Source organism: Chryseobacterium sp. JAH, assembly GCF_001507335.1.
Classification (GTDB): domain Bacteria; phylum Bacteroidota; class Bacteroidia; order Flavobacteriales; family Weeksellaceae; genus Chryseobacterium.
In genome coordinates this window covers 197,223-218,250 of the sequence record NZ_LMAH01000006.1, presented here as the reverse complement: position 1 = coordinate 218,250, position 21,028 = coordinate 197,223, and the positions used below count along the sequence as shown (strand labels likewise).

General features: G+C 34.7%; 15 protein-coding genes. 9 read left to right on the top strand and 6 right to left on the bottom strand.

What is annotated here, in order from left to right:
• Positions 1-83: 83 nt before the first annotated feature.
• Positions 84-662 carry a HupE/UreJ family protein gene (locus AR685_RS13600; protein WP_059124905.1) on the bottom strand — a complete coding sequence of 193 codons (579 nt, stop codon included), beginning with the start codon at positions 660-662 and terminating at the stop codon, positions 84-86.
• Between the two features lie 83 nt (positions 663-745).
• Between AR685_RS13600 and AR685_RS13595 the strand changes: the two genes are divergently transcribed.
• Positions 746-1,246: a DUF6702 family protein gene (locus AR685_RS13595; protein WP_047444777.1), complete on the top strand. Its 501-nt coding sequence runs from the start codon at positions 746-748 to the stop codon at positions 1,244-1,246.
• Between the two features lie 3 nt (positions 1,247-1,249).
• On the opposite strand, the gene AR685_RS13590 is transcribed toward AR685_RS13595, so the two are convergent.
• From AR685_RS13590 to radA, 4 genes are all read right to left on the bottom strand, one after another.
• Entirely contained in the window at positions 1,250-1,843 is a 594-nt protein-coding gene (locus AR685_RS13590) for an ACP phosphodiesterase (protein ID WP_047444776.1), read from the bottom strand.
• 31 nt (positions 1,844-1,874) lie between these two features.
• Complete coding sequence (locus tag AR685_RS13585) at positions 1,875-2,402, bottom strand: hypothetical protein (protein ID WP_047444774.1); 528 nt, start codon at positions 2,400-2,402, stop codon at positions 1,875-1,877.
• A gap of 2 nt (positions 2,403-2,404) precedes the next feature.
• On the bottom strand, positions 2,405-3,943 hold the full coding sequence (locus tag AR685_RS13580; protein ID WP_059124904.1) for a zinc-dependent metalloprotease: 1,539 nt from the start codon (positions 3,941-3,943) through the stop codon (positions 2,405-2,407).
• 71 nt (positions 3,944-4,014) lie between these two features.
• The gene (radA, locus tag AR685_RS13575) at positions 4,015-5,364 is read right to left on the bottom strand and encodes a DNA repair protein RadA (RefSeq protein WP_047445240.1); all 1,350 of its coding nucleotides are present in this window, start codon (positions 5,362-5,364) and stop codon (positions 4,015-4,017) included.
• Between the two features lie 60 nt (positions 5,365-5,424).
• Between radA and AR685_RS13570 the strand changes: the two genes are divergently transcribed.
• The 4 genes from AR685_RS13570 (at position 5,425) to yidC (ending at position 10,257) form a co-directional block, all read left to right on the top strand.
• Positions 5,425-5,838 (top strand): hypothetical protein, encoded by a 414-nt coding sequence (locus AR685_RS13570; RefSeq protein ID WP_131777631.1) that lies wholly within the window; start codon positions 5,425-5,427, stop codon positions 5,836-5,838.
• A gap of 54 nt (positions 5,839-5,892) precedes the next feature.
• A complete protein-coding gene (locus tag AR685_RS13565; RefSeq protein ID WP_059124902.1) occupies positions 5,893-6,459 on the top strand; it encodes a YceI family protein in 567 nt (188 codons plus the stop codon).
• A 204-nt stretch (positions 6,460-6,663) separates the two neighbouring features.
• Complete coding sequence (locus tag AR685_RS13560; RefSeq protein ID WP_047444766.1) at positions 6,664-8,277, top strand: CTP synthase; 1,614 nt, start codon at positions 6,664-6,666, stop codon at positions 8,275-8,277.
• A gap of 180 nt (positions 8,278-8,457) precedes the next feature.
• Positions 8,458-10,257 (top strand): membrane protein insertase YidC, encoded by a 1,800-nt coding sequence (gene yidC / locus AR685_RS13555; protein WP_059124901.1) that lies wholly within the window; start codon positions 8,458-8,460, stop codon positions 10,255-10,257.
• A 110-nt stretch (positions 10,258-10,367) separates the two neighbouring features.
• Here yidC and AR685_RS13550 read toward each other — a convergent pair whose 3' ends face one another.
• A complete protein-coding gene (locus tag AR685_RS13550; RefSeq protein WP_047445238.1) occupies positions 10,368-10,952 on the bottom strand; it encodes a ribonuclease HII in 585 nt (194 codons plus the stop codon).
• Positions 10,953-11,083: 131 nt separating this feature from the next.
• Between AR685_RS13550 and AR685_RS13545 the strand changes: the two genes are divergently transcribed.
• The 4 genes from AR685_RS13545 to AR685_RS13530 all read left to right on the top strand — a co-directional run bounded on the left by AR685_RS13545 (position 11,084) and on the right by AR685_RS13530 (position 21,004).
• On the top strand, positions 11,084-14,011 hold the full coding sequence (locus AR685_RS13545) for a SusC/RagA family TonB-linked outer membrane protein (RefSeq protein ID WP_059124900.1): 2,928 nt from the start codon (positions 11,084-11,086) through the stop codon (positions 14,009-14,011).
• Positions 14,012-14,016: 5 nt separating this feature from the next.
• Entirely contained in the window at positions 14,017-15,585 is a 1,569-nt protein-coding gene (locus AR685_RS13540; RefSeq protein ID WP_047444760.1) for a SusD/RagB family nutrient-binding outer membrane lipoprotein, read from the top strand.
• A gap of 756 nt (positions 15,586-16,341) precedes the next feature.
• Positions 16,342-19,308 carry a SusC/RagA family TonB-linked outer membrane protein gene (locus tag AR685_RS13535; protein ID WP_059124899.1) on the top strand — a complete coding sequence of 989 codons (2,967 nt, stop codon included), beginning with the start codon at positions 16,342-16,344 and terminating at the stop codon, positions 19,306-19,308.
• A gap of 10 nt (positions 19,309-19,318) precedes the next feature.
• Positions 19,319-21,004 carry a SusD/RagB family nutrient-binding outer membrane lipoprotein gene (locus AR685_RS13530; protein WP_059124898.1) on the top strand — a complete coding sequence of 562 codons (1,686 nt, stop codon included), beginning with the start codon at positions 19,319-19,321 and terminating at the stop codon, positions 21,002-21,004.
• The last annotated feature ends 24 nt before the right edge of the window (positions 21,005-21,028 follow it).

The window sequence follows — 21,028 nt, the reverse complement described above, 5'->3', positions numbered from 1 at the left end:
AGGTATGACGATTTCAGATGAGAAAAACTTAAGAATTATCAAATATAATAATAAGTAGCTAAAAACTTAAAAATGTTTCAAGCCTAAAAAGGAATTCTTTCTAATGTCATTTTTAACGCTAATGCAAAAACACCTGATGATATAAAAAGAACCCAGTCTTTTTTGTTGATTTTGAATAGATTAAGTAAAATAAATAGAGCCACAAGTATGGCAAGAACAATAACAATTTGTCCTATTTCCAAGCCTATATTAAAACCTAAAAGAGGTATGGCAATGCTCTGGCTTTTGGCAATCATTACTCTTGCGGTATTCGCAAAGCCAAGCCCGTGAATCAATCCGAAAAATAAGGCTAAATAATAGTTTGTTTTATCCTGTGTCTGTTTTTTATTTTTCATTACAATATTTCCCAAAGCGGTCAGTACAATAGTGAGCGGAATTAAAAATTCAACCCAATCTGAAGGAAGTCTAACGATGTCTAGAATACTTAAAGCCAAAGTAACCGAATGGCCTATTGTAAATGCAGTGATAAGAATTAAGATTTTTTTCCATTCTTTAAACGTGTACATTGCAATCAATGCCAAAACGAAAAGCTGATGGTCAAGCGCATCCAACGAAATAATGTGTTCCCAACCGAGTTTCAAATAAAATAAAAAGTCTTGCATTGTGGTATGAATATTAGGTTTACGAAAATAATGATTAATTTCGGAACAGAATTTAAAGATCAACGAAGAATAAATATTTACACATGAAAAGGTTTTTTGTTTTTTTACTGCCGCTTTTATTATTACTTTCTTTTACCGGAGAAAAACACCCTTACCATGTTGGTTCGGTAGAAATCAATTATAATTCAAAGTCAAAAACATTTGAAATTACAGGACGATTTTTTCTAGATGATTTAGAAAATGGTTTGGGAGAAAAATACGGAAAATCTTTTCATTTTAATGATGAAAAATTTAAAACACAGATTAATACAGCATTAAAAAATTATTGTGAAGAATACCTTAAATTAAAGGTTGATAACCGGTTTTTGAAAGTGACTTATGTAGGTTATGAAGAGGATTCTGAGTCTGTAAATGTGTATCTAGAATCTGAAACAGTAAGCAGTCCTAAAAAAGTAGAGGCCGCTGTGAGTTTTTTGTATAATTTATTCGATGATCAGATTAATCTGGTGCACATCATCGTCAACGGAAACCGTAAAAGTGAAAAGTTGAGTTATCCGAACAGGTATTTGTTTCAGCAGTTTTAAAATTTACTTTTGAAGTTGGAGTAATGCGTTTTCTGCCTTTGCGTGGGCCAAGAGATCGGGAAAAAAATCGTCATAGCATTTTTGCAAAATATCTTTATTGTCTAAGAATGCTTCATACACAGGGATGTTTTCATTTAAATATTTGGCCTTATTCAAAACATTTCTCATACTGAATTTGATATTCTGATCATGACGATAATTGTACAGCCAATTATCCTGCTCCATTCTCGTGAGCATATATTTGAAATTGTCTGGTAGAAACTCGTAGTTCTCGTGGAGGACACGGTAGACTTTAAGTGAATGGTCTTTCCAGCCCCTTAAGGAATTTAACTGCAAATCATTAGCGACAAAATAATCCATAGAAACATCTACAAACGCTCCTGCATAAAGCCTTACAAGCGGACTGAAAACCTTTTTTGCTTCATGAATTGCTGGATGAGAATCGGTAAATGTATCCACTGCTCTGTGCAGGGTGATGCCATCCCGGATGTCTTTTGGGAAAGAATACCGATCTCTGTTTGGGATAAAATCTTCGAGAAACTGCCCGACAATTTGTCCGTCATTGAAAGCTAGAAAAGAATGGGCGAGAAAGTTCATAAACGAAGATAGAAATTTTTAACTAAAGTTTCTACTGATTAAATATTTTATCGGCAAGTATTTCCAACAGAATCGTCCCAATCGTATAATTTGTAATAGAGATTTTATAAGAATTTAATGTACTTGTAATCTTTATTATTTCAAATTCTACACTATAATCTCCATTTGAATAAGTAATGTATTTTTTGTCATCTGATTTTTTATATTTTTTATCGATCAGATAAGTTTTAAACTGTTTAAATTCCTCCAAACTTGTTGTGGTATATTGAAGTTGATAATTATAAAAAATACCTCGTTTACCATATTTATAAATGTTAAAAAATAATAGACTGCTCGGTGCACCATTTAACCTATTTGCAAGTCTAAATGTATAAGAAGTTTCATTTCCGTTCGATGAAACATCTTTTCTGAAAAGCTCGTAGCCTTTAGTTTTTAAATTAATGACCAGTTCATCATAAGATAATTCAAAAGTGTTTGTTAAATCTTCAAAGGATAGTTTTTGTGCAAGAATGAGCTGTGAATTAACAAATAACAAAACGATTAGAATGTATTTTTTCATCGTTATTTAATGATAAATTTTTTGCTTCCCACCAAAGAATTTTTATCAGTATAAATGCTCAGGAAATATTCTCCTGAAGGTAAACCACTGAGGCTTATACTTTTTTTATCGGATGTTAAAACAATTTGACCTAAAGGATTGGTGATTTTAAAGGTATACTTTTCGTCATTTTTAATCCAGATATTGATTTCATCTTTTGCGGGATTAGGAAAAATCGTAAAATCTTTTACATCATTATTTTTAATTTCAAAAGTTCCCAAATTTGAAGTAGGCATAAACTGTGAGACAACACATGCAAAACGTGCGAAACCATACGCTTCGTTAGAAGGATCGGGATTTCCGATTGCAATACCTGTTGGTTCCGAATTGTAATTAACAACTGGGTTTGCCCATCGGTTAGCTTTCGGACAATTGATGCCATTATCAGAACATTGGTTATTATAAGCCATCATTGTACGCCATCTTTGGGATGTTGTGCTTGATGTCCCTAAAGTAACTGCAGTTTGATTGACATAGCCGTGCTGATTACTGCATGGCGTTGTGCCGGTATCTACATACCAATCATGTCTCAGTCCCATATTATGTCCCATTTCGTGGGATAATGTATAGTTTGAAACCGCACAATTCAATAATGATACGGTAAATGCTGCGGTGTTCGAATAATTTGTAGGATTAGTATTGAGATATCCCAATCCACAGGTATTTGTAGGAGTAGAGGTAATCAATCCACATAGATCAGCACCGTAAGTTGTTCTTAAGGTATGCACGTCATCCATAAAACCATCAGTTGTTGACGCTAATCTACTGAGGTCTGTACTGATGTTGCCTGTTTCTGTATAGGATATTTCGCCAGAGTAGACTAAATTAATCGTGATATTGGGTATCCCTGAGTTGATCAGTGACGTATTGAAATTGGTGATGGCTGTGGCAATAAAAGAATTGCTTTGGGCAACGCCTCCCCAGGCTATTCTTGCTGCTGAAGTGTAGACAACTAAAACATCAATCGTTGTCGCAGGGCAAACCGCCGTAGCTTGTAAACAAATATTAGCGTTTACCTTCTGGTTGATTGCTGATTCATTTAGAATAAAATCGTTTTTAGAATCCTGAGCAATCATTTTCGAGTCACTAACCATGGAAACTGCAAAAATAGTATTCGTTGTCTGATGAAAAATAATTTTTTCTCCGGAATTTGAAGAGTACATTCCGGTAATAATATTTCCTGATTTTGAAAAAACCAATTCTGATTCTGGCTCGTTTGCAACAGCGTAAACAGAAGATTCAGATTGATTGCTGTAAAAAAACGATTTTGTGAACTGAGCGTTAATAACCTTGTTGTTAGGTAAAACGAATTCTATATCAGATTTTAGATCAAATGCTGACTGCTGGAAATATTCTGTAGAGAGGTAAGTTGATGCAAGATGAGTGCTTACTTTTTCTTGATTATTGAGCAATTCATCATTAATCATGTTTTGAAAAATCTTATTTTGAGCTGTAAACAGGGCAGCGCAAAAGATGAGAAGACAGGTTATTTGAGTTTTCATACTTAGGTTGGTGAAGGTTATTGAAAAACAAATATATACAATAACCTTTAAAATTTAAGATTTTCCTAAGACTAAAATAATCGCTCATGAAAATCCTCAACCTTGCTTACTTCCTCAATTTTAATTCCGAATTTTTTCTTTGGAAGTTTATTTAAATTTGAAATGAAAATCTTTTCGTAACCCAATTTTTCAGCCTCTGTAATACGCTGTTCCGCCTGTGCAATCGGACGGATTTCTCCGCTCAGACCAATTTCCCCTGCAAAACAAAAATGCTCAGAAATAGCAATGTCTTCATTTGATGAAAGAATAGAAGCGACAACTGCTAAATCCAAAGCTGGATCATCAGTCTTAATTCCGCCGGTAATATTTAGGAAAACATCTTTTGCACCTAGCTGGAAGCCAGCTCTTTTTTCTAAAACTGCCAGCAGCATATTCAATCTTTTTGAATCAAAACCGGTACAGCTTCTCTGTGGAGTTCCGTAAACTGCCGTACTGACCAAAGCCTGAATTTCCAGAAGCATTGGTCGGTTTCCTTCTAAAGTTACCGCCACAGAATTTCCTGAAAGTTCTTCAAATTTTTTGGTAATTAAAATCTCCGATGGATTTTTTATTTCCTTTAATCCTTGGGAAACCATTTCGTAAATTCCGATTTCTGCGGTGGATCCGAAACGGTTTTTATTGGCTCTCAATAGTCTGAATAGATGATTTCTGTCCCCATCAAAATTTAAAACCACATCAACCATGTGCTCCAAAACTTTTGGTCCTGCAATTTGTCCGTCTTTGGTAATGTGACCCACTAAGAAAACAGGAACATTATAGTCTTTAGCATATTTAATGATTTCATTGGAACATTCACGTATTTGCGAGACTGTTCCTGGCGAACTTTCAATCAGTTGAGACTGCAAAGTCTGAATGGAATCTATAATAACAAAATCAGGCTCGAGTTTCTTAGCTTCATGAAGAATTTTTTCCAAAGAAGTCTCGGTGTATAGAAAGCAGTTCGGATTTTTCACATCAGCCAATCGGTCGGCTCTCATTTTAATCTGAGAGGCACTTTCTTCCCCAGAAACATAGAAGATTTTTTTCTTCATTTTCAAGGCAAGTTGCAGGAGAAGGGTAGATTTCCCAATTCCGGGTTCACCACCAATTAAAGTAACCGAACCCAAAACAATTCCGCCTCCCAAAACTCGGTTGAGTTCATCGGAAGGAGTTTTGATTCGGGGTTCTTCAATCGCTTCAACTTCAATGATATTGATGACGCTTTGTTTGGTTTTTGAAGGAGATAAACTTTTTTGAGGAGTTTTTTCTACAATTTCTTCTACCAAAGTATTCCATTCCCCGCAGTTTTTACACTGTCCCATCCATTGTGAGTACTGCGATCCGCAGTTTTGACAGAAATATGCTGTTCTCAGTTTTGCCATACTGCGAATTTGAAGATTTTTTTTGAAATTTTCTTTCGAATTTTTGCTTAATTTACAGTTATGAGAAATATTTTTTTGAGTTTGGTGATTTTTGTAGTCATGTCGCTTTTGCATTCTCAGTTTACGGAATGGGCTGTGAAATTTTTAGGTTTACCTGGTGGAGATTTTGGAATGTATTCTTATTTTATTCTTATTTTTTGTTCGGTAATAACAGCGATAGGCTTGGTTACAGTGATTATTTTCAGAAAAAATTATCGATCGATATTGAGAATTGCGATTTTATTTGAAGTCATTTACTTGCTTTTCTTAATAATTTCAGGAAATAATCCATTCTTGTATTTTTCAAATTCTACAAATGAAAATCTTTTGATGATCATGATGTATGGAATTTCAGGAGTAGTATTTCTTTTGATGTTCTTTGTTCATTTATTGTACTTAAAAATAATTTCATCCAGAAACAAGAACTTATCATAGGTCAATGATTCTTAATGAAGCTGTGTTTACATTTGCAGTATAAATAATTAAGAAATGAAAAAAATAATATTAAGTTTTGTGTTCGCTTTAGTAAGCATGATCACTTACGCACAATCTACTTGGACGGTTGATCCAATGCATTCGTCTGTGAATTTTAGTATCAAGCATATGGGAATCAGCTTTGTGCAAGGTAGATTTGATCAATTTGATGGAACGGTCTCAAGCCCGGGAGCTAGTTTAGATAATGCTCAATTTAAATTTTCAGTACAAACTCAATCTATCAATACAGGGGTTGAGCCAAGAGATAAGCATTTAAGAAGTGCAGATTTCTTTGATGCTGAAAAATTCCCGGCTATGGAGTTTGAAAGTACATCTTTAGTAAAAGGAAAAAACAATACTTATACTTTGAAAGGTAAACTGACTGTAAAAGACATTACCAAAGACGTTAGCATTCCGGTAACTTTCGGCGGAGTGACAAAAAACCAACAGGGGAAAGATGTTGCAGGTTTGCAGGCAAAATTTACAGTTAACCGCTTAGATTACAACATTAAATATGATCCGACAGGAGCAGGTGTTGCTAAAGATGTTGAGGTCGTGTTGTTTTTTGAATTAGTGAAATAATAATTTTCATATATATAATTTGGTTTAGGTGAAGGTTTCTCAGTTTTGGGAAACCTTTTCTGTTATGTTGGGTTGACGTGTATAACCGCAATCACCTACTTTGGTGACGATTTTTTTTTATTTCATATCAATTATTGCAATTTAAAAGCACAACAAAATTGCTTTGCTTTTGTTTTTCCCCTAACTTTGCACAAACCTAATCTAATGAGTAAAAAGAATACAAAGTACATCTTTGTGACAGGAGGTGTAACTTCATCTTTGGGAAAGGGAATCGTTTCTGCTTCTCTGGGACTATTGTTAAAATCACGCGGATTTAATGTAACGATCCAAAAACTTGATCCTTACATCAATATCGACCCGGGAACGCTGAACCCTTATGAACACGGAGAATGCTATGTAACTGAAGATGGTGCTGAAACGGATCTGGATTTAGGACATTACGAGCGTTACCTTGATGCTCCGACTTCTCAAAACAACAACGTTACCACAGGGAAAATCTACCAGACTGTTATCGAAAAAGAAAGAAAAGGAGATTTCCTTGGAAAAACAGTTCAGGTAATTCCTCATATTACCAACGAAATCAAACGAAGAATAAAAATTCTTTCTAAGCAGAACTACGATATCATCATTACTGAGATCGGTGGAACTGTAGGTGATATTGAATCGTTACCTTACATAGAAACTGTTCGTCAGTTGAAATGGGAATTGGGTGAGAAAAATTCTATGGTGATTCACCTTACTTTATTACCTTACCTGGCCTCTAGTGGGGAGCTGAAGACAAAACCTTCTCAGCATTCTGTCCGTCAGCTGATGGAAAGCGGAATTATGGCGGATGTTTTAGTTTGCAGAACCGAACATAAAATTCCAAAAGATCAGAGAGCAAAACTGGCTCAGTTCTGTAACGTTTCTTTGGATAACGTCATTGAGTGTAAAGATTTGGAAACGATTTACGAAGTTCCAATGTATCTACAAAAACAAAACTTTGACGATGTAGTTCTGAAAGGACTGGATCTTAAAAGTGATAAAGAAGCGGATTTAAAAGACTGGAAAACTTTCGTTAAAAAATTCCAGAATCCAAAGAGAACGGTAGAGATTGCTCTGGTTGGGAAATATATTTCGCTTCAGGATTCTTATATTTCAATTGCAGAGGCTTTCAAACATGCAGGTGCAGATATTGAAACGGAAGTAAAGATCAGATGGGTTTACAGTGGTGATTTAACCAAAGAAAATATTAAAGAAACTTTAGCAGGAGTATGTGGTATCTTGATTGCTCCAGGTTTTGGAGACAGGGGTATTGAAGGGAAAATCCTTACTGCTCAGTATGCCAGAGAAAACAAAGTTCCGATGTTGGGGATTTGTTTGGGTATGCAGATTATGACTGTAGAATTTGCTAGAAATGTTTTAGGATACACTAAAGCCAACTCAATGGAATTTGATACGTCTACAGAATATCCTGTAATTTCATTAATGGAAGAGCAAAAAAATGTAGTAGACAAAGGAGGTACGATGCGTCTTGGAGCTTGGAAATGTGCTTTGAAAAATGGTTCCAAATTAAATGAAATTTACGGAAGTAAAAATATTTCTGAAAGACACCGTCACCGTTATGAATTCAACAGTGAGTACATTCAGGAATTTGAGAAAAACGGCTTCCTGGCAACAGGTACAAACCCTGAAACTGGATTGGTTGAAGCTTTAGAAATGCCAGATCACCCTTTCTATGTAGGAGTACAGTATCACCCGGAATACAAAAGTACGGTTGCTACACCGCATCCTTTATTCCGAGCTTTTATCAAAGCATGTGAAAAACAGATAAAGTAATTTAAAAATTACGAACGTCATATATAATATCTTAACTCAGGTTGATTTTTGTCAGTCTGAGTTTATTATATAGTAACATATTATAGTATAGAGTTTTGATAAAAAAACAGTATTTTTGTCGACTCAAAAAGTATGGTATTGCTGTACTTATTCAAATTTAAAAATTTTAATTAAAATAAAATGCAACAGAACAACGGACTCGATAAAAGTCAGATTATTAGTTTTGCAGTTTTATGTTTGGTACTCTTCGGATTTATGTTTTATTTTCAAAATAAACAGCAGGAAGAAGACGCAGTAAAAGCTCAGCAACAGAAAACTGAACAGGCAAAGAACCCTGTAAAACCTACTCAGGCAGCTAATATCAATCCCAATGTAACTCCGAATTCAATTCAAACTGCAAATCTTACGAACAAAGAATTGAAGCTTGAATTTTCAAGTTTAGGAGGCCAGGTTTCAAAAGTGGAACTTTTGGAATACAAAGCGTACGATCGTAAGACGGATACAGCAGATCTTCCGCTTAACCTGATTACTAAAAATAATTCAAACTACGGTTTTCAATTTAAAGATAAAACCGGAAAAACAATCAATACTAAAGATTTAGTTTTCTCGCCAACTGTTTCAGGAAATGCAGTGACGATGACTGCTAATTATAATGGAGCGGTGATTCAGTTTGTCTATACTTTACTAGATAAATACAGAGTTGATTTCAAAGTAAGAACGCAGGGGCTTGCAAAAATTACTTCTGATAATAAAGCAGATTTTATTTGGGACTACCAAGTGAGAAATCTGGAAAAAGGAAGAGCTCAGGAACAGTCTCATTCTGAATTTTCTTATGCGTTTAATAATTATGAAGATTATGATTATGACGGAAGAACGGATATGACTGAGGATAAAGAAACTCTTAACTGGATTGGTGTAAAACAACAGTTTTTCTCTTCTGTAATTGAAGCTAAAAATGGTTTCACGCAAAGTAAAGGAAATCAGGAAGCTTTTGAAGAGGGTGAATATCTGAAAAAACTGAATTACGAAGGTTTTGTTCAGATGACAGGAAGTGAACTGAATCAGGATTTTACCTGGTACTTCATGCCATTAGATTTACCATTACTTAAATCTTACGATAAAAACTTTGACGAAATTTTGCCTTTAGGATGGTCATTTATTGGAGGGATGAACCGTTACTTCTTCATGCCAATGTACAATCTTATTGCATCTTGGGGAATCACAGCAGGTTGGGTAATTTTCTTAATGACCATCATTGTTAAATTGATTTTGTCGCCAATTATGTATAAGCAACATAAACTGAGTGCGATGATGAAAGTAATACGTCCGGAGATCGACGAAGCTACTGCAAAATTCAAGGATGCGGATCCGATGAAAAAGCAACAGGCAACTATGGAGATCTACCGAAAGGCGGGAGTAAACCAAATGGCTGGATGTCTACCCGCTTTGGTGCAAATTCCTATTTTCTATGCATTATTCAGGTTTTTCCCGAACTTTATCGATTTGAGAGGGCAGGGATTCTGGTTTGCAAAAGATTTAACAGCTTATGATGATTTAATTAAATTGCCATTTAAAATTCCATTCTTAGGAGACCATTTAAGTGTATTCGCAATTGCGTGTACCATTGTTATCTTAATTTATACGGTAATGACTTCAGGAAATATGCAGCAGCCTCAGCAAGAAGGTATGCCGAATATGAAAGTATTGATGTATATCTTCCCAATAACATTCTTGTTCTTCCTGAACACTTCAGCATCTGGTTTATCTTGGTATTATTTCGTATCGAATGCGATTAATATTTTGATCATTTTAGTCATCAAATATGTAATATTGGATGAGAAGAAAATTCACGCACAGATTCAGGCTAATAAAGAGAAGCCGAAAGCGGAAGGCAAGTTCCAGAAACGAATGAGAGAGATGATGGAAAAGGCTCAGGAACAGCAGAAAACGCAAGAGCAGACAAGAGGTAAAAAGAAATAACTTACAATAACGGAAAAGAGAAGCAATTTATTGCTTCTCTTTTTTATTTGGAATCAGTTTAAATTTTAAATGTTAAAACTTTTAATATAATAATTCACAGAGTGTATTAATTAATCATATTTTAATCTAAAAGATTGCCGGTGGTATTTCGTTATACCATACTTTATTAGGGCTTCCTGGTGTTTTTTTGTTGCATAACCAAAGTTGGTATTCCATCCGTATTCTGGGTGTTCTTCATGTAGTTTTATCATCAAATTGTCACGATAATTTTTTGCTAAAATTGAAGCCGCTGCAATAGATAAAATTTTTGAGTCTCCTTTAATAATACATTGATGAGGGATGTAATTATAAGGGTGGAATTTGTTTCCATCGACCAAAATGAGTTCGGGACGTATTGTTAATTTGTCTAAAGCTTGATGCATGGCATGGATACTGGCGTTCAGGATGTTATGCTCATCAATGAAAGTTGGGGGCAGTTCTGCAATTGCATAACTTTTTACATTGTCTTTAATGTAAAAATCGAGCTCCATTCTTGTTTTGAAATTTAATTTTTTTGAATCATTTACTAAATTTTGTTCGAAACTTTCGTCAAGAATCACAGCCGCAGCAACCACCGGCCCGCTTAAACATCCCCTTCCTACCTCGTCACATCCAGCTTCTATATAAAAATCTGACCATTTCTTTAATAATTCCATAAATTTTAACATTTTCAAATTAAAAAGTTACAAAAGTATAAGCTTGTTATCCATAACATTATAATTTTTTCGCAGTTTCTATGTTTGTTATTTAAAGTTTACAGATTTATTCACGCAAAATTAATATTAAAATGAAGAAATTAACAGCTGGTGTACTGATAATAGTACTATCTTCTTCTCTTGTTGTTGTAAACGCGCAAGATACGAAGAAAGATACTTTAAAGACACAAGAAATCGAAGGGGTAGTGGTAACTGCACTTGGTATTAAAAGAGAGAAAAAAGCTCTGGGATATGCTTCTCAAGAGATTAAAGGTGATTTGATATCTGATGCAGGGCAAACTAATGCCGTAAGTGCATTGTCTGGTAATGTCGCCGGGGTTCAGGTTACAGCTCCATCTTCTATGGGAGGCTCAACAAGAATTACAATGAGAGGAATAAGCTCGGTAACAGGAGAAAACCGTCCTTTAATTATTGTTGATGGAGTTCCTTTAGATAATTCGAACGTAAATAGTATTGATACACAAAGAGGAGCTGGAGGTAGAGATTATGGTGATGCTTCATTTGATATCAATCCAGATGATATTGAAACTGTAACAGTTCTTAAAGGAGGACCTGCGGCAGCCCTATATGGTTCTCGTGCTGGAAATGGGGCAATTGTTTATACCACAAAATCGGCTAAAAAAGGTAGAACCGAAATTCAGTTTAATACAGGCGTCGCATTTGAAACGATCTACATAAGACCTAAACTCCAAAGCATGTATGGAGGTGGGCTAGAGTCTTCACTGCCAAAAGCAGATATTAATGGACAAACGTATAATATTACTGATTTTGGCACCGATGAAAGCTGGGGACCAAAATATGATCCCAATTTATTTTATTTAGGATGGAATTCTTTTGATCCGGAATTTTCAAATGAATATATGAAATTAAAACAATGGGTAGCTCCTAAAAATGATGTTGATGACTTTTTTAGAGTAGGAACAACTTATACAAATAATTTCTCTGTATCAAAATCATTTGAAAATACGAATGTAAGGTTATCTTATACGAATACGAAAATTAATGGTATAGTCCCTAATTCTGAAATTAAGAAAGATAATTTAAGTTTAAATGTTGCGTCTACTTTATCTGATAGATTAAAAGCTGAGGGTGTTTTTAATTATGTAAGAACTCAAGGTTTTAATAGACCAGAGCAAGGGTATGGTGATAATTCTGTTGCACAAAAATTTTATCAATGGGGTCAAAGACAGTTAGACTTTGAAGAATTGAAAAAATATAAATTGGCAAATGGTATGCAGAGGTCATGGAACAGAACGTCATGGGATGATGGAACACCCAATTTCTCTGATAACCCATATTGGACAATTTATGAAAATACTTCTGCCGACGAGAGAAATCGCTTTTTTGGTAATGTAGGTCTAACTTATAATTTTTCTAAAAAAGTTTTTGCAGTTGGTAAAGTGTATGGAGATGTTTATTCTCAAAATATAAGTTCGCAAGTCGCTGTAGGATCTGCTGCTTTATCTGAGTATAATCTTCAAAAAAGAAATAACTCTGAGTTTAATTATGAGGGAAGAGTTCACTATAATGATAATTTTGGTGATTTTAGCCTGAATACATTTGCTGGATTTAATATTATGAATAGGAAATGGGATGCTTTAAGTGGTAACTCAGTTGGTGGGTTGGTTATACCAGGTCTTTATAATTTGTCTAACAGTAGAGAGTCTGCTCTTGCTACAAATGCATCTTTTCATACAGGAGTTAAAAGTTTATTTGGATCGGTTTCGTTAGGTTATAAGAATTTCTTATTCATAGAAGGAACGGGAAGAAATGATTGGTTTTCAATGATTAATAATGACCAGTTTTATCCATCTGTTACGGGAAGTTTTGTGTTTTCGCAAGTATTAAAAACAAATTGGCTATCATTTGGAAAAGTCAGAGCCGGTTGGTCTCAAATTGCTGGTTATTCTGCTACTCCATATATTAGAGGTACTTACGCTTCAATAGATACTCCTTTTGCTGGATCACCAATGTACTCAATGCCTGCAACAAATGGAGAGCCTGCAATTAAACCAGAGATGAAAACCACAAAGGAAATTGGTTTGGAGGCAAGTTTTTTTAAAAATAGAGTTGGTTTTGATGTAACCTTATATGATGTGAAAACTAACGATTTAATTATTCCTTTACCACTTGATCCTGGTACAGGTTATGGCTTTAAACAAATCAATGCCGGGGAAATGACGAATAAAGGTATTGAAGCAATGGTAAATGTCTCACCTGTGAGAACAGATAATTTTTCATGGGATATAACTTGGAATTTTACAAAAAATAAGAATAAATTAGTTGAATTACAAGGTAATCTTGAAAATTATATTCTTACGAATGCTCCATTTAGAGCTCAATTGGCAGCTCAAGTAGGTTATTCTTATGGTGTGATTTTAGGAACTGATTTTGTTTATGATGCAAATGGAAATAAAGTAGTTGGCGAAAATGGTTTCTATAAAGCATCTGAAATTAAACCATTAGGATCTATATTGCCTGAATATAATATGGGATTCAGAAACTCATTCAAGTATAAAAACTTAGGATTGTCTTTCTTGATTGATGTTCAACAAGGGGGTAAATATTTCTCAACTACTCATATGTGGGGAATGTACTCAGGAATGTTAGAAGAGTCGGCTCTAGGAGGAAATAGAGAGGCAGGGGTAACTTTAGCTGGAGTTAAAGAAGATGGTACAACAAATGATATTTTATTAGACGCTGCAACATGGGGTAGCTCGTATTATAATACTGTTGATGCACAAAACGTTTTTGACGCAAGCTACATTAAGTTAAGAGATATTACACTATCATACGATTTTCCTAAAGATGCTTTAGGAGGTATTCTTCAAGGGTTTAGAGTTTCAGCATTTGCAAGAAATCTATTCGCTTGGAATTTAGATTTTAAAGGAGTAGATCCTGAAAATACATCGTATGGTTCGGGGAATTTACAAGGGTTAGAAGGAGGATCTCTTCCGTCTACAAGAATGTATGGTGTTAACTTAAACTTTAAATTTTAATTAAAATGAAAAAAATAATTTCAATATTAACAATTTCAGGATTTTTTCTTATTACAAATAGCTGCTCAGATAAATTTGAAGAAATTGACGTAAATCCTAATTCAACTGAAAATCCATTGCCTACAGGATTATTTAATAATGCTAATAAAGAATATATGGATTTTACTAGAGATGGTTGGGTCTCTGGAAGAATGATGCTTCCTTGGGTGCAGTATTCTGCTCAAAGACAATATACTGAAGAAGACAGATATCAGTATAGGCTAACTACTGATGATCAACTTTGGAGGAGATCATATTATGTAGCAAATGATTATAAAAAAATTATATCTCTTAACACAGATCCCGCTACAGCTGCACAGATGTCAAATTATGGTTCTAATAAAAACCAGATTGCAGCTTCAAGAATTATGTTGTCATATGTATTTCTCAACTTGGTAGATTCTTTTGGTGACATTCCGTATTGGTCATATGGAAACCAAGATCCCGATTTTCAGGCTTTAGACGTTGATAAATATATTCAGCCTAAGTTTGCTAGTCAACAAAAAATCTATGCAGATATAATGAAGGAGCTTAAGGAAGCTTCTGAGATGATTGAGTTAGACAAAAATATTTTGACAGAAGGTGATCAATTGTTTGGCGGTGATCCTGAAAAAATGAAAAAATTTGCCAATTCTCTTAGGTTAAGAGTAGCAACAAGAGTTAAAGGAGTTATTCCCACTGCGACTGCTCATATTACCGATGCTATTGCATCTGGAGTTATGACTTCAAATGATGATACTGTGGGTTTAACTTATGAAAATAACTTAGTCAATCCTTCTCCTTTTTTCTTGACATATCAATCTAGATCAGATTTTGCTATTTCTAAAACATTTGTACAATTACTAAAAGGTGAAACAGGTGGTTTCACAGAAGATCCAAGACTATTTAAGTACGCTTCACCAGTTTCTGTCAAAATTGGAAATATAAGAGGACAGACTATGACAGAAGCTACAAGTGCAAGTCAAATTAGCGGTATGCCTTATGGTGTGCCAAGTACTTTAGCTCCAAGTCAAGCAGGGGTATCTAGCTTCTTTGGTGCAAGTGTATTAAAACCGGCATACACTGAGGTATTTATGGAATATGCTGAAGTGGAATTCTTACTTGCAGAAGCGAATGGATGGTCTCAAGCTAATTATATAAATGGTGTAGAAGCTTCTATGGAAAGATGGGGAATTACGCAAGCTAAAATAGATGCTTTTGTAGGAGCTTTACCAGCAGCTAACAAGCAGAATGTCTTAACTCAAAAATATATTGCTTTATTTATGCAGCCTAGTGAAGCTTGGGCCGAATACAGAAGAACTGGCTATCCTAATACACTACTATTACCTGGCCAAACAGCAAATTTAAATGTTCCTTCTGCAACTGGTCAAACTAGTTATACTTTTACATCTTTAATTGCAGGATTAACTGATGTTCCAAATAGAATATTTTATCCAACGCAAGTACAAACCTTAAATACAGCAAATTATCAAGCTGCATCTACTTCAATAGGCGGTGATAAAATGAGTACAAAGCTAATTTGGGATACTAATTAAGTATTAAACAATTTTTTAATATTTAACATTCATAAAAAGCCGCCTTTGGGCGGTTTTTTTATTGACATATATCTTTGTTTTTAAATTTGAATATTTAAGCCTTTAATATATTATAGAAAAAAAACTGCTAGAGGTTATTTTTAGTGTCTGTTGTTTATAAGCTATGCAACTTGAAATTCAAAAGCATAGATCTAGATTTGAATGTGATTTTACACTCTTTTCTTTCGTTAGGCAATAAAGAAAGATCCTTAAATTATCGCTGTTGACTTGGATCATGTATTATATAGTGAACTCAATTGCCAGAGAGTTTTAATGTCATTAAAGGATTACATACGAAGTTAAAAAAAATTCTGGGAAATTAATTTAAAGTGGTACTAATTGGTTTTAACATAGCTCCCGATTATCAATAAGAGAGGATGAAATTTTGTAATCGTAAAATATGTAATAATTATTTTTGATACCATTAGTTTTCGCAATCAGCATCTTACTAGTCGATTTTAGAGATTTTAACCAAATTTTGGTTAAAGTTTTTATTACTAATTACTGATATTGTACAATATAAGCAATTAAGCATCGTCTACCGCTGTAATCTCACTATGCTTCGGTGTAAAATAATGGTTGTTTTTTTATTAAATTCATAAAACTGTTGAGTTTTGATGTTAAAAACACTTGTATATTAAATATTTTTAACAAAACGTTTGGTTATTTTAAGAAAGTTTTACATATTTGCAATAATAAAAAATAATCAATTTAAATATGAAGAAATTAACTACAAGTGTTCTTTTAGTTGTTGTCACTTCTTCTTTTGCTTTAGTAAATGCACAAGAAATAAAGAAAGACACCATTCTTAGAGAGCAGTCTATTGGAGAGGTTGTTATCACTGGTGCCTTAGGTCTTACAAAGAAAGCAGATGCGCAAACTGCTGCTGTACAAGTTGTTAGTAGTGATCAAATTACTGCTGCTTCTAACCCTAATGCGGTATTAGCTCTTCAGGGTAAAGTTTCTGGGGTAACTATTACAAATACTAACAGTAGTGTAACAGGGACTCCTAAGATTCAGATCAGAGGTATGAGATCTCTTACAGGTAACAATAATGCTTTAGTAGTTATTGATAATGTAATTTCCTCAGCTGCTGCATTGAATCAGTTAGCGCCAGAGTTAATTGAATCAATGAATATACTTAAAGGTTCTCAGGCTGCAGCTCTTTATGGATCTGACGGTGTAAATGGTGTTGTTTTGGTTAATACCAAAAAAGGATCAAAAGGAAGACTTAAAGTTACGTACAATGGCTCAATGGATTTTGAATCTGTATTGAATACACCTGAAAGACAAAGAAATTACGGACAGGGATGGTATGCAGGGAAAATTAATGTTGAAAATGGATCTTGGGGAGCACCTTTCAGTGGGCCACTTGGTGGTCAGATGGTACCTTACGGTATTCCATTGGCGGATGTTAACAATGACGGCGTAATTGAGGTTAATATTGATGACAATACACCTACTCCCGATGAAGCGTCTTCAATCATGTCAACTTATGCTCCTAACGGAAAAAATAACGTGAAGGATTTCTTCCAGGTTGGTACGGTTACACAAAATGGTGTTACTGCTAATATTGGTGATGAAAATAGTTATTTATTAATGTCAGTAGACCATTTACAGAGAGAATTTGTAGTCGCTGATGATAAACTGAAAAGACTTTCTGCCTTCTTAAAAGCAGGAACTAAATTTGGTAAATGGAGCTTTGATGCAATCGTGAACTATACTCGTCAGACGACTAATACGACAGACAGTGGCCTTTATGAAGATTTATTACAATCTTCTGTTGATATTCCAATTACTGCATATAAGGATTATCCGGATAATGGTTATGCATGGAATATTTACTATCAAAACCCTTATTGGGCGATTAAGCACCAAAGATATAACACAACTACTGATCGATTAAATTTAGTGGGTAGTGTAGGATATAAAATCAATAAAAATATTGATGTATTATACAGATCAAATCTTCAGTATATTGGTGCATTCAATAATCAGTGGAATGATGGATGGTCTAGTGCAATCAATACGACTCCTGCAGCGATAGCTTCTTCTTATTTTCAATCAACTTCAAGTCAAAATAGATATTATGGTGATTTATTAGTGAATTTCAATTATGATCTTACTGATGATATCAACATGAAATTGAATGTTGGGCATAACTTCCAAAATTTCGCTTATACGACAACAAGTGCGGGTGGTAGTGGTCTTATTATTCCTGGATTGTACCAGGTGTGGAACTTGGCTAACCCTTCAAACCCTTATGGTTTAGATAATCAAAGAGGGTCTTATAATTCTCATGCCGTGTTTGCCAACTTAGATTTAGGATATAAAGATTTCTTATATTTAACAGCTACAGGAAGAAATGAGTGGAATTCTGTTCTATCAACAAGCGAGCAAAGTTATTTCTTCCCTTCAGTTGGTGCGAGTTTTATCCCTACGAAAGCATTTAATTTTGGGGGTGAGGCTCTAAGTTATATGAAAATTTATGGGAACATCAGTGGTACTGCAAACTCATCTTCAGTAGGTGCATACAGTATCAGAAATTATTTTGGATTAGGTACTGGTTTCCCTTTTACAGCAAATGGTGGTTTAAGTTTTGTTAACCCTACAGGTCAAACTTCTGGTAATATCCGTGCTGAGAAAGTTTCCAAAAAAGAAGTAGGTTTATCATTAGGATTCTGGAACAACAGAGTTTTGTTGAACGGAGCGGTTTATCAGGATGATACAACAGATATGATTACTGATACCAACACGTCAATTGCTTCAGGTATTTCTATACTTAGAACAAATATTGGAAAATTAAGAAACAGAGGTATTGATGCAGATATCACTGTTACACCTTTAAAGAGTGATAATTTCAGATGGGATATTGGAGCTAACTTAACTACTTATAGTATGGATGTTTTGGAAATAGCTCCTGATACCGACAGAGTAGCAATTGGTGGTTCTTCTTTAGTGGGAGTATACGCAGTTAAAGGTATGAAAGGTCTTCAGTTAATGGGAACTGATTTTGTACGTGATGATCAGGGTAGAATTATTGTAGACAGAACTACTGGAAGACCTACCGTTACGTCAACTTTACAGAATTTAGGTTCAACTAATCCTAGATATCTTTGGGGATTCAATACGAGCATAAATTATAAAGGATTTAAGCTTACTGCTACGGCAGACTGGAGAGTTGGTGGAAAAATGACAACTGAAATTCTTCAGAATATGGCATTTAATGGTACACTACCAGAAAGTGGAAACTTTGATAGAGAGGCTGGATTTATTATGCCAAATTCTTCATATCTGCTAAATGGTCAGTATGTTGCTAATACAGAAGTTTCTTACCAATATCCAGGTGCGACAGGTAATGCTTTATATGATGGTGTAGAATACTACTATCAAAATCAATTTAATACTGTAGGATCTAACCACGTTTTTTCAGGTTCTTATTTTAAACTGAGAGAGGTTGCTTTATCTTACACCTTCTCTGCTGATATGTTAAGAAACAGCGGACTTACTGGGATCACTCTTGGAGTTCATGCTAGAAATCCATTTGTAAAATACTCAGATTCAAACAGAAATTTTGCAGATCCTGAAACTTCAACAGGTACAGGTAATGCACAGGGATATGCTGGTGTTACACAATATCCTTCAATAAAATCTTATGGATTTAGTGTAAATGTTAATTTTTAATAAGTAAAAAATGAAAAAAATATTTTTATATTCATCGATAGTTTTAACAGCTTTCGTATCCTCTTGTAGAGAGATAGATGACAATATTTCACCGAATAACGTCGATCCTTCTGAAATTTCTCCGAGACAGACTCTAACGGCTGCACAAAACCTTGTTATGACCGCGCAAGCAGGAACTTTGAACTCTCTTTCAAATGTTTGGACCAATACTTGGGCTGGTAACTATTATTATTTTGGAAATCCTCTTACAAGAGAATATTCTTTAGATATTAGTAATACTTTCGGTGCAGGAATCTGGACGAGCAGTTATACTGCTGCCAACAACTTACAGGGAATTATTGATAAGGGAGCCGGATTGCCATTGCATTCTGCGATTGCAAGAATCTTAAAAGCTTACCAATTACAGTATGTAGTAGATTTCTATGGTGATGCACCTTATTCTGAAGCTTTCAAAGGCCAAAGTAATCTTACTCCAAGATATGACGATGATGCGGCTATCTATAGATCTTTGGTAGAAGAAATCAATAAAGCGATTGCTGACATTAATGCAACCACTCAAAACGGTGATAACGTAGTTACTCCACAGGAAGATGTAATTTTTGGAGGAGATATGGATAACTGGGAAAAGTTTGCTAAAAATGTGAAGCTTAAGATTCTTTTGAGACAGTCTAAAGTAACGGATCCTGCTGTTAGAGCTTTTGTTGACGCTCAGCTTCAGACCTTGGCTACTGGAAATACTGCAGATTTTTATCTTGGTGATGTAATAATCAACCCTGGCTATAGCAATAAAAATTCTGCAACGCCTAATCCATTATTTAGTAATTATGGTGCTGTTAATTTTCAAGGATCAGCTTTGAATACAAATGGATGGAGATTATATAAGGCTGCTCAATATTATGCGAATTCTGTAAATGGAACATTATATGGTTCAGCAACAGGAGATTATCGTGGTAGTCAAATGTTCAGAAGAGCTACAAGCAGTGCTTCTCCAGCACCACAAGCGCCTTCTAGTGTAGTTGGAATCAAGCAAGGTGGTGCAAAACCTGCGGGAAGTACAGAATGGCAGTATTCATTTCTAGGATGGAAATTTATTGGAACAACATTCAATGAAAAACTTCCTGTTGCTACTCCTCCGTCTCCAAACCCAGATCAAGGGAATCAGGCAATTTATGCAATGATTTTTCAGGGTGATACTTCTGGTGGAGCATATATAGCTGAAGTAGGTGCTGCAATGGATGGTTACTTAGCGTTGGGTTCTGAAAATAAATTATTGCTAGCAGAGGCAGCAACTTTATATCCAAGTATATTTACATTCAGTGCTCAGTCAGCATACAATTCAGCAGTGGCAGATTCATTTGATTTTTATGGTCTACTTCCTGCTAGAGCAACTAATTATCTTGCAGCATTAAATAATACTACTGTGGGTTGGGCAGGAGCACCTAACAAGATTGCAGCGATTCAGTACCAAAGATTCGCATCTTTAGCTAATTTGAGACAAGTTGAAACGTACATCAACTTCCTTAAAACTGGTTATCCTGCAATTCCAAATGCTGAGAATGCAATCTACCCAAACAAACCTTATAGATTGATTTATCCTATCTCAGAATACACTGGTAACTCAGCAAATGTACCAAACGTGTCGCAGGCACAGGTATTTGTGAAAAACCAGTTCACTCCTTTCTGGAACCAAAACTAATCTAAACTTAGATTAATTATATTG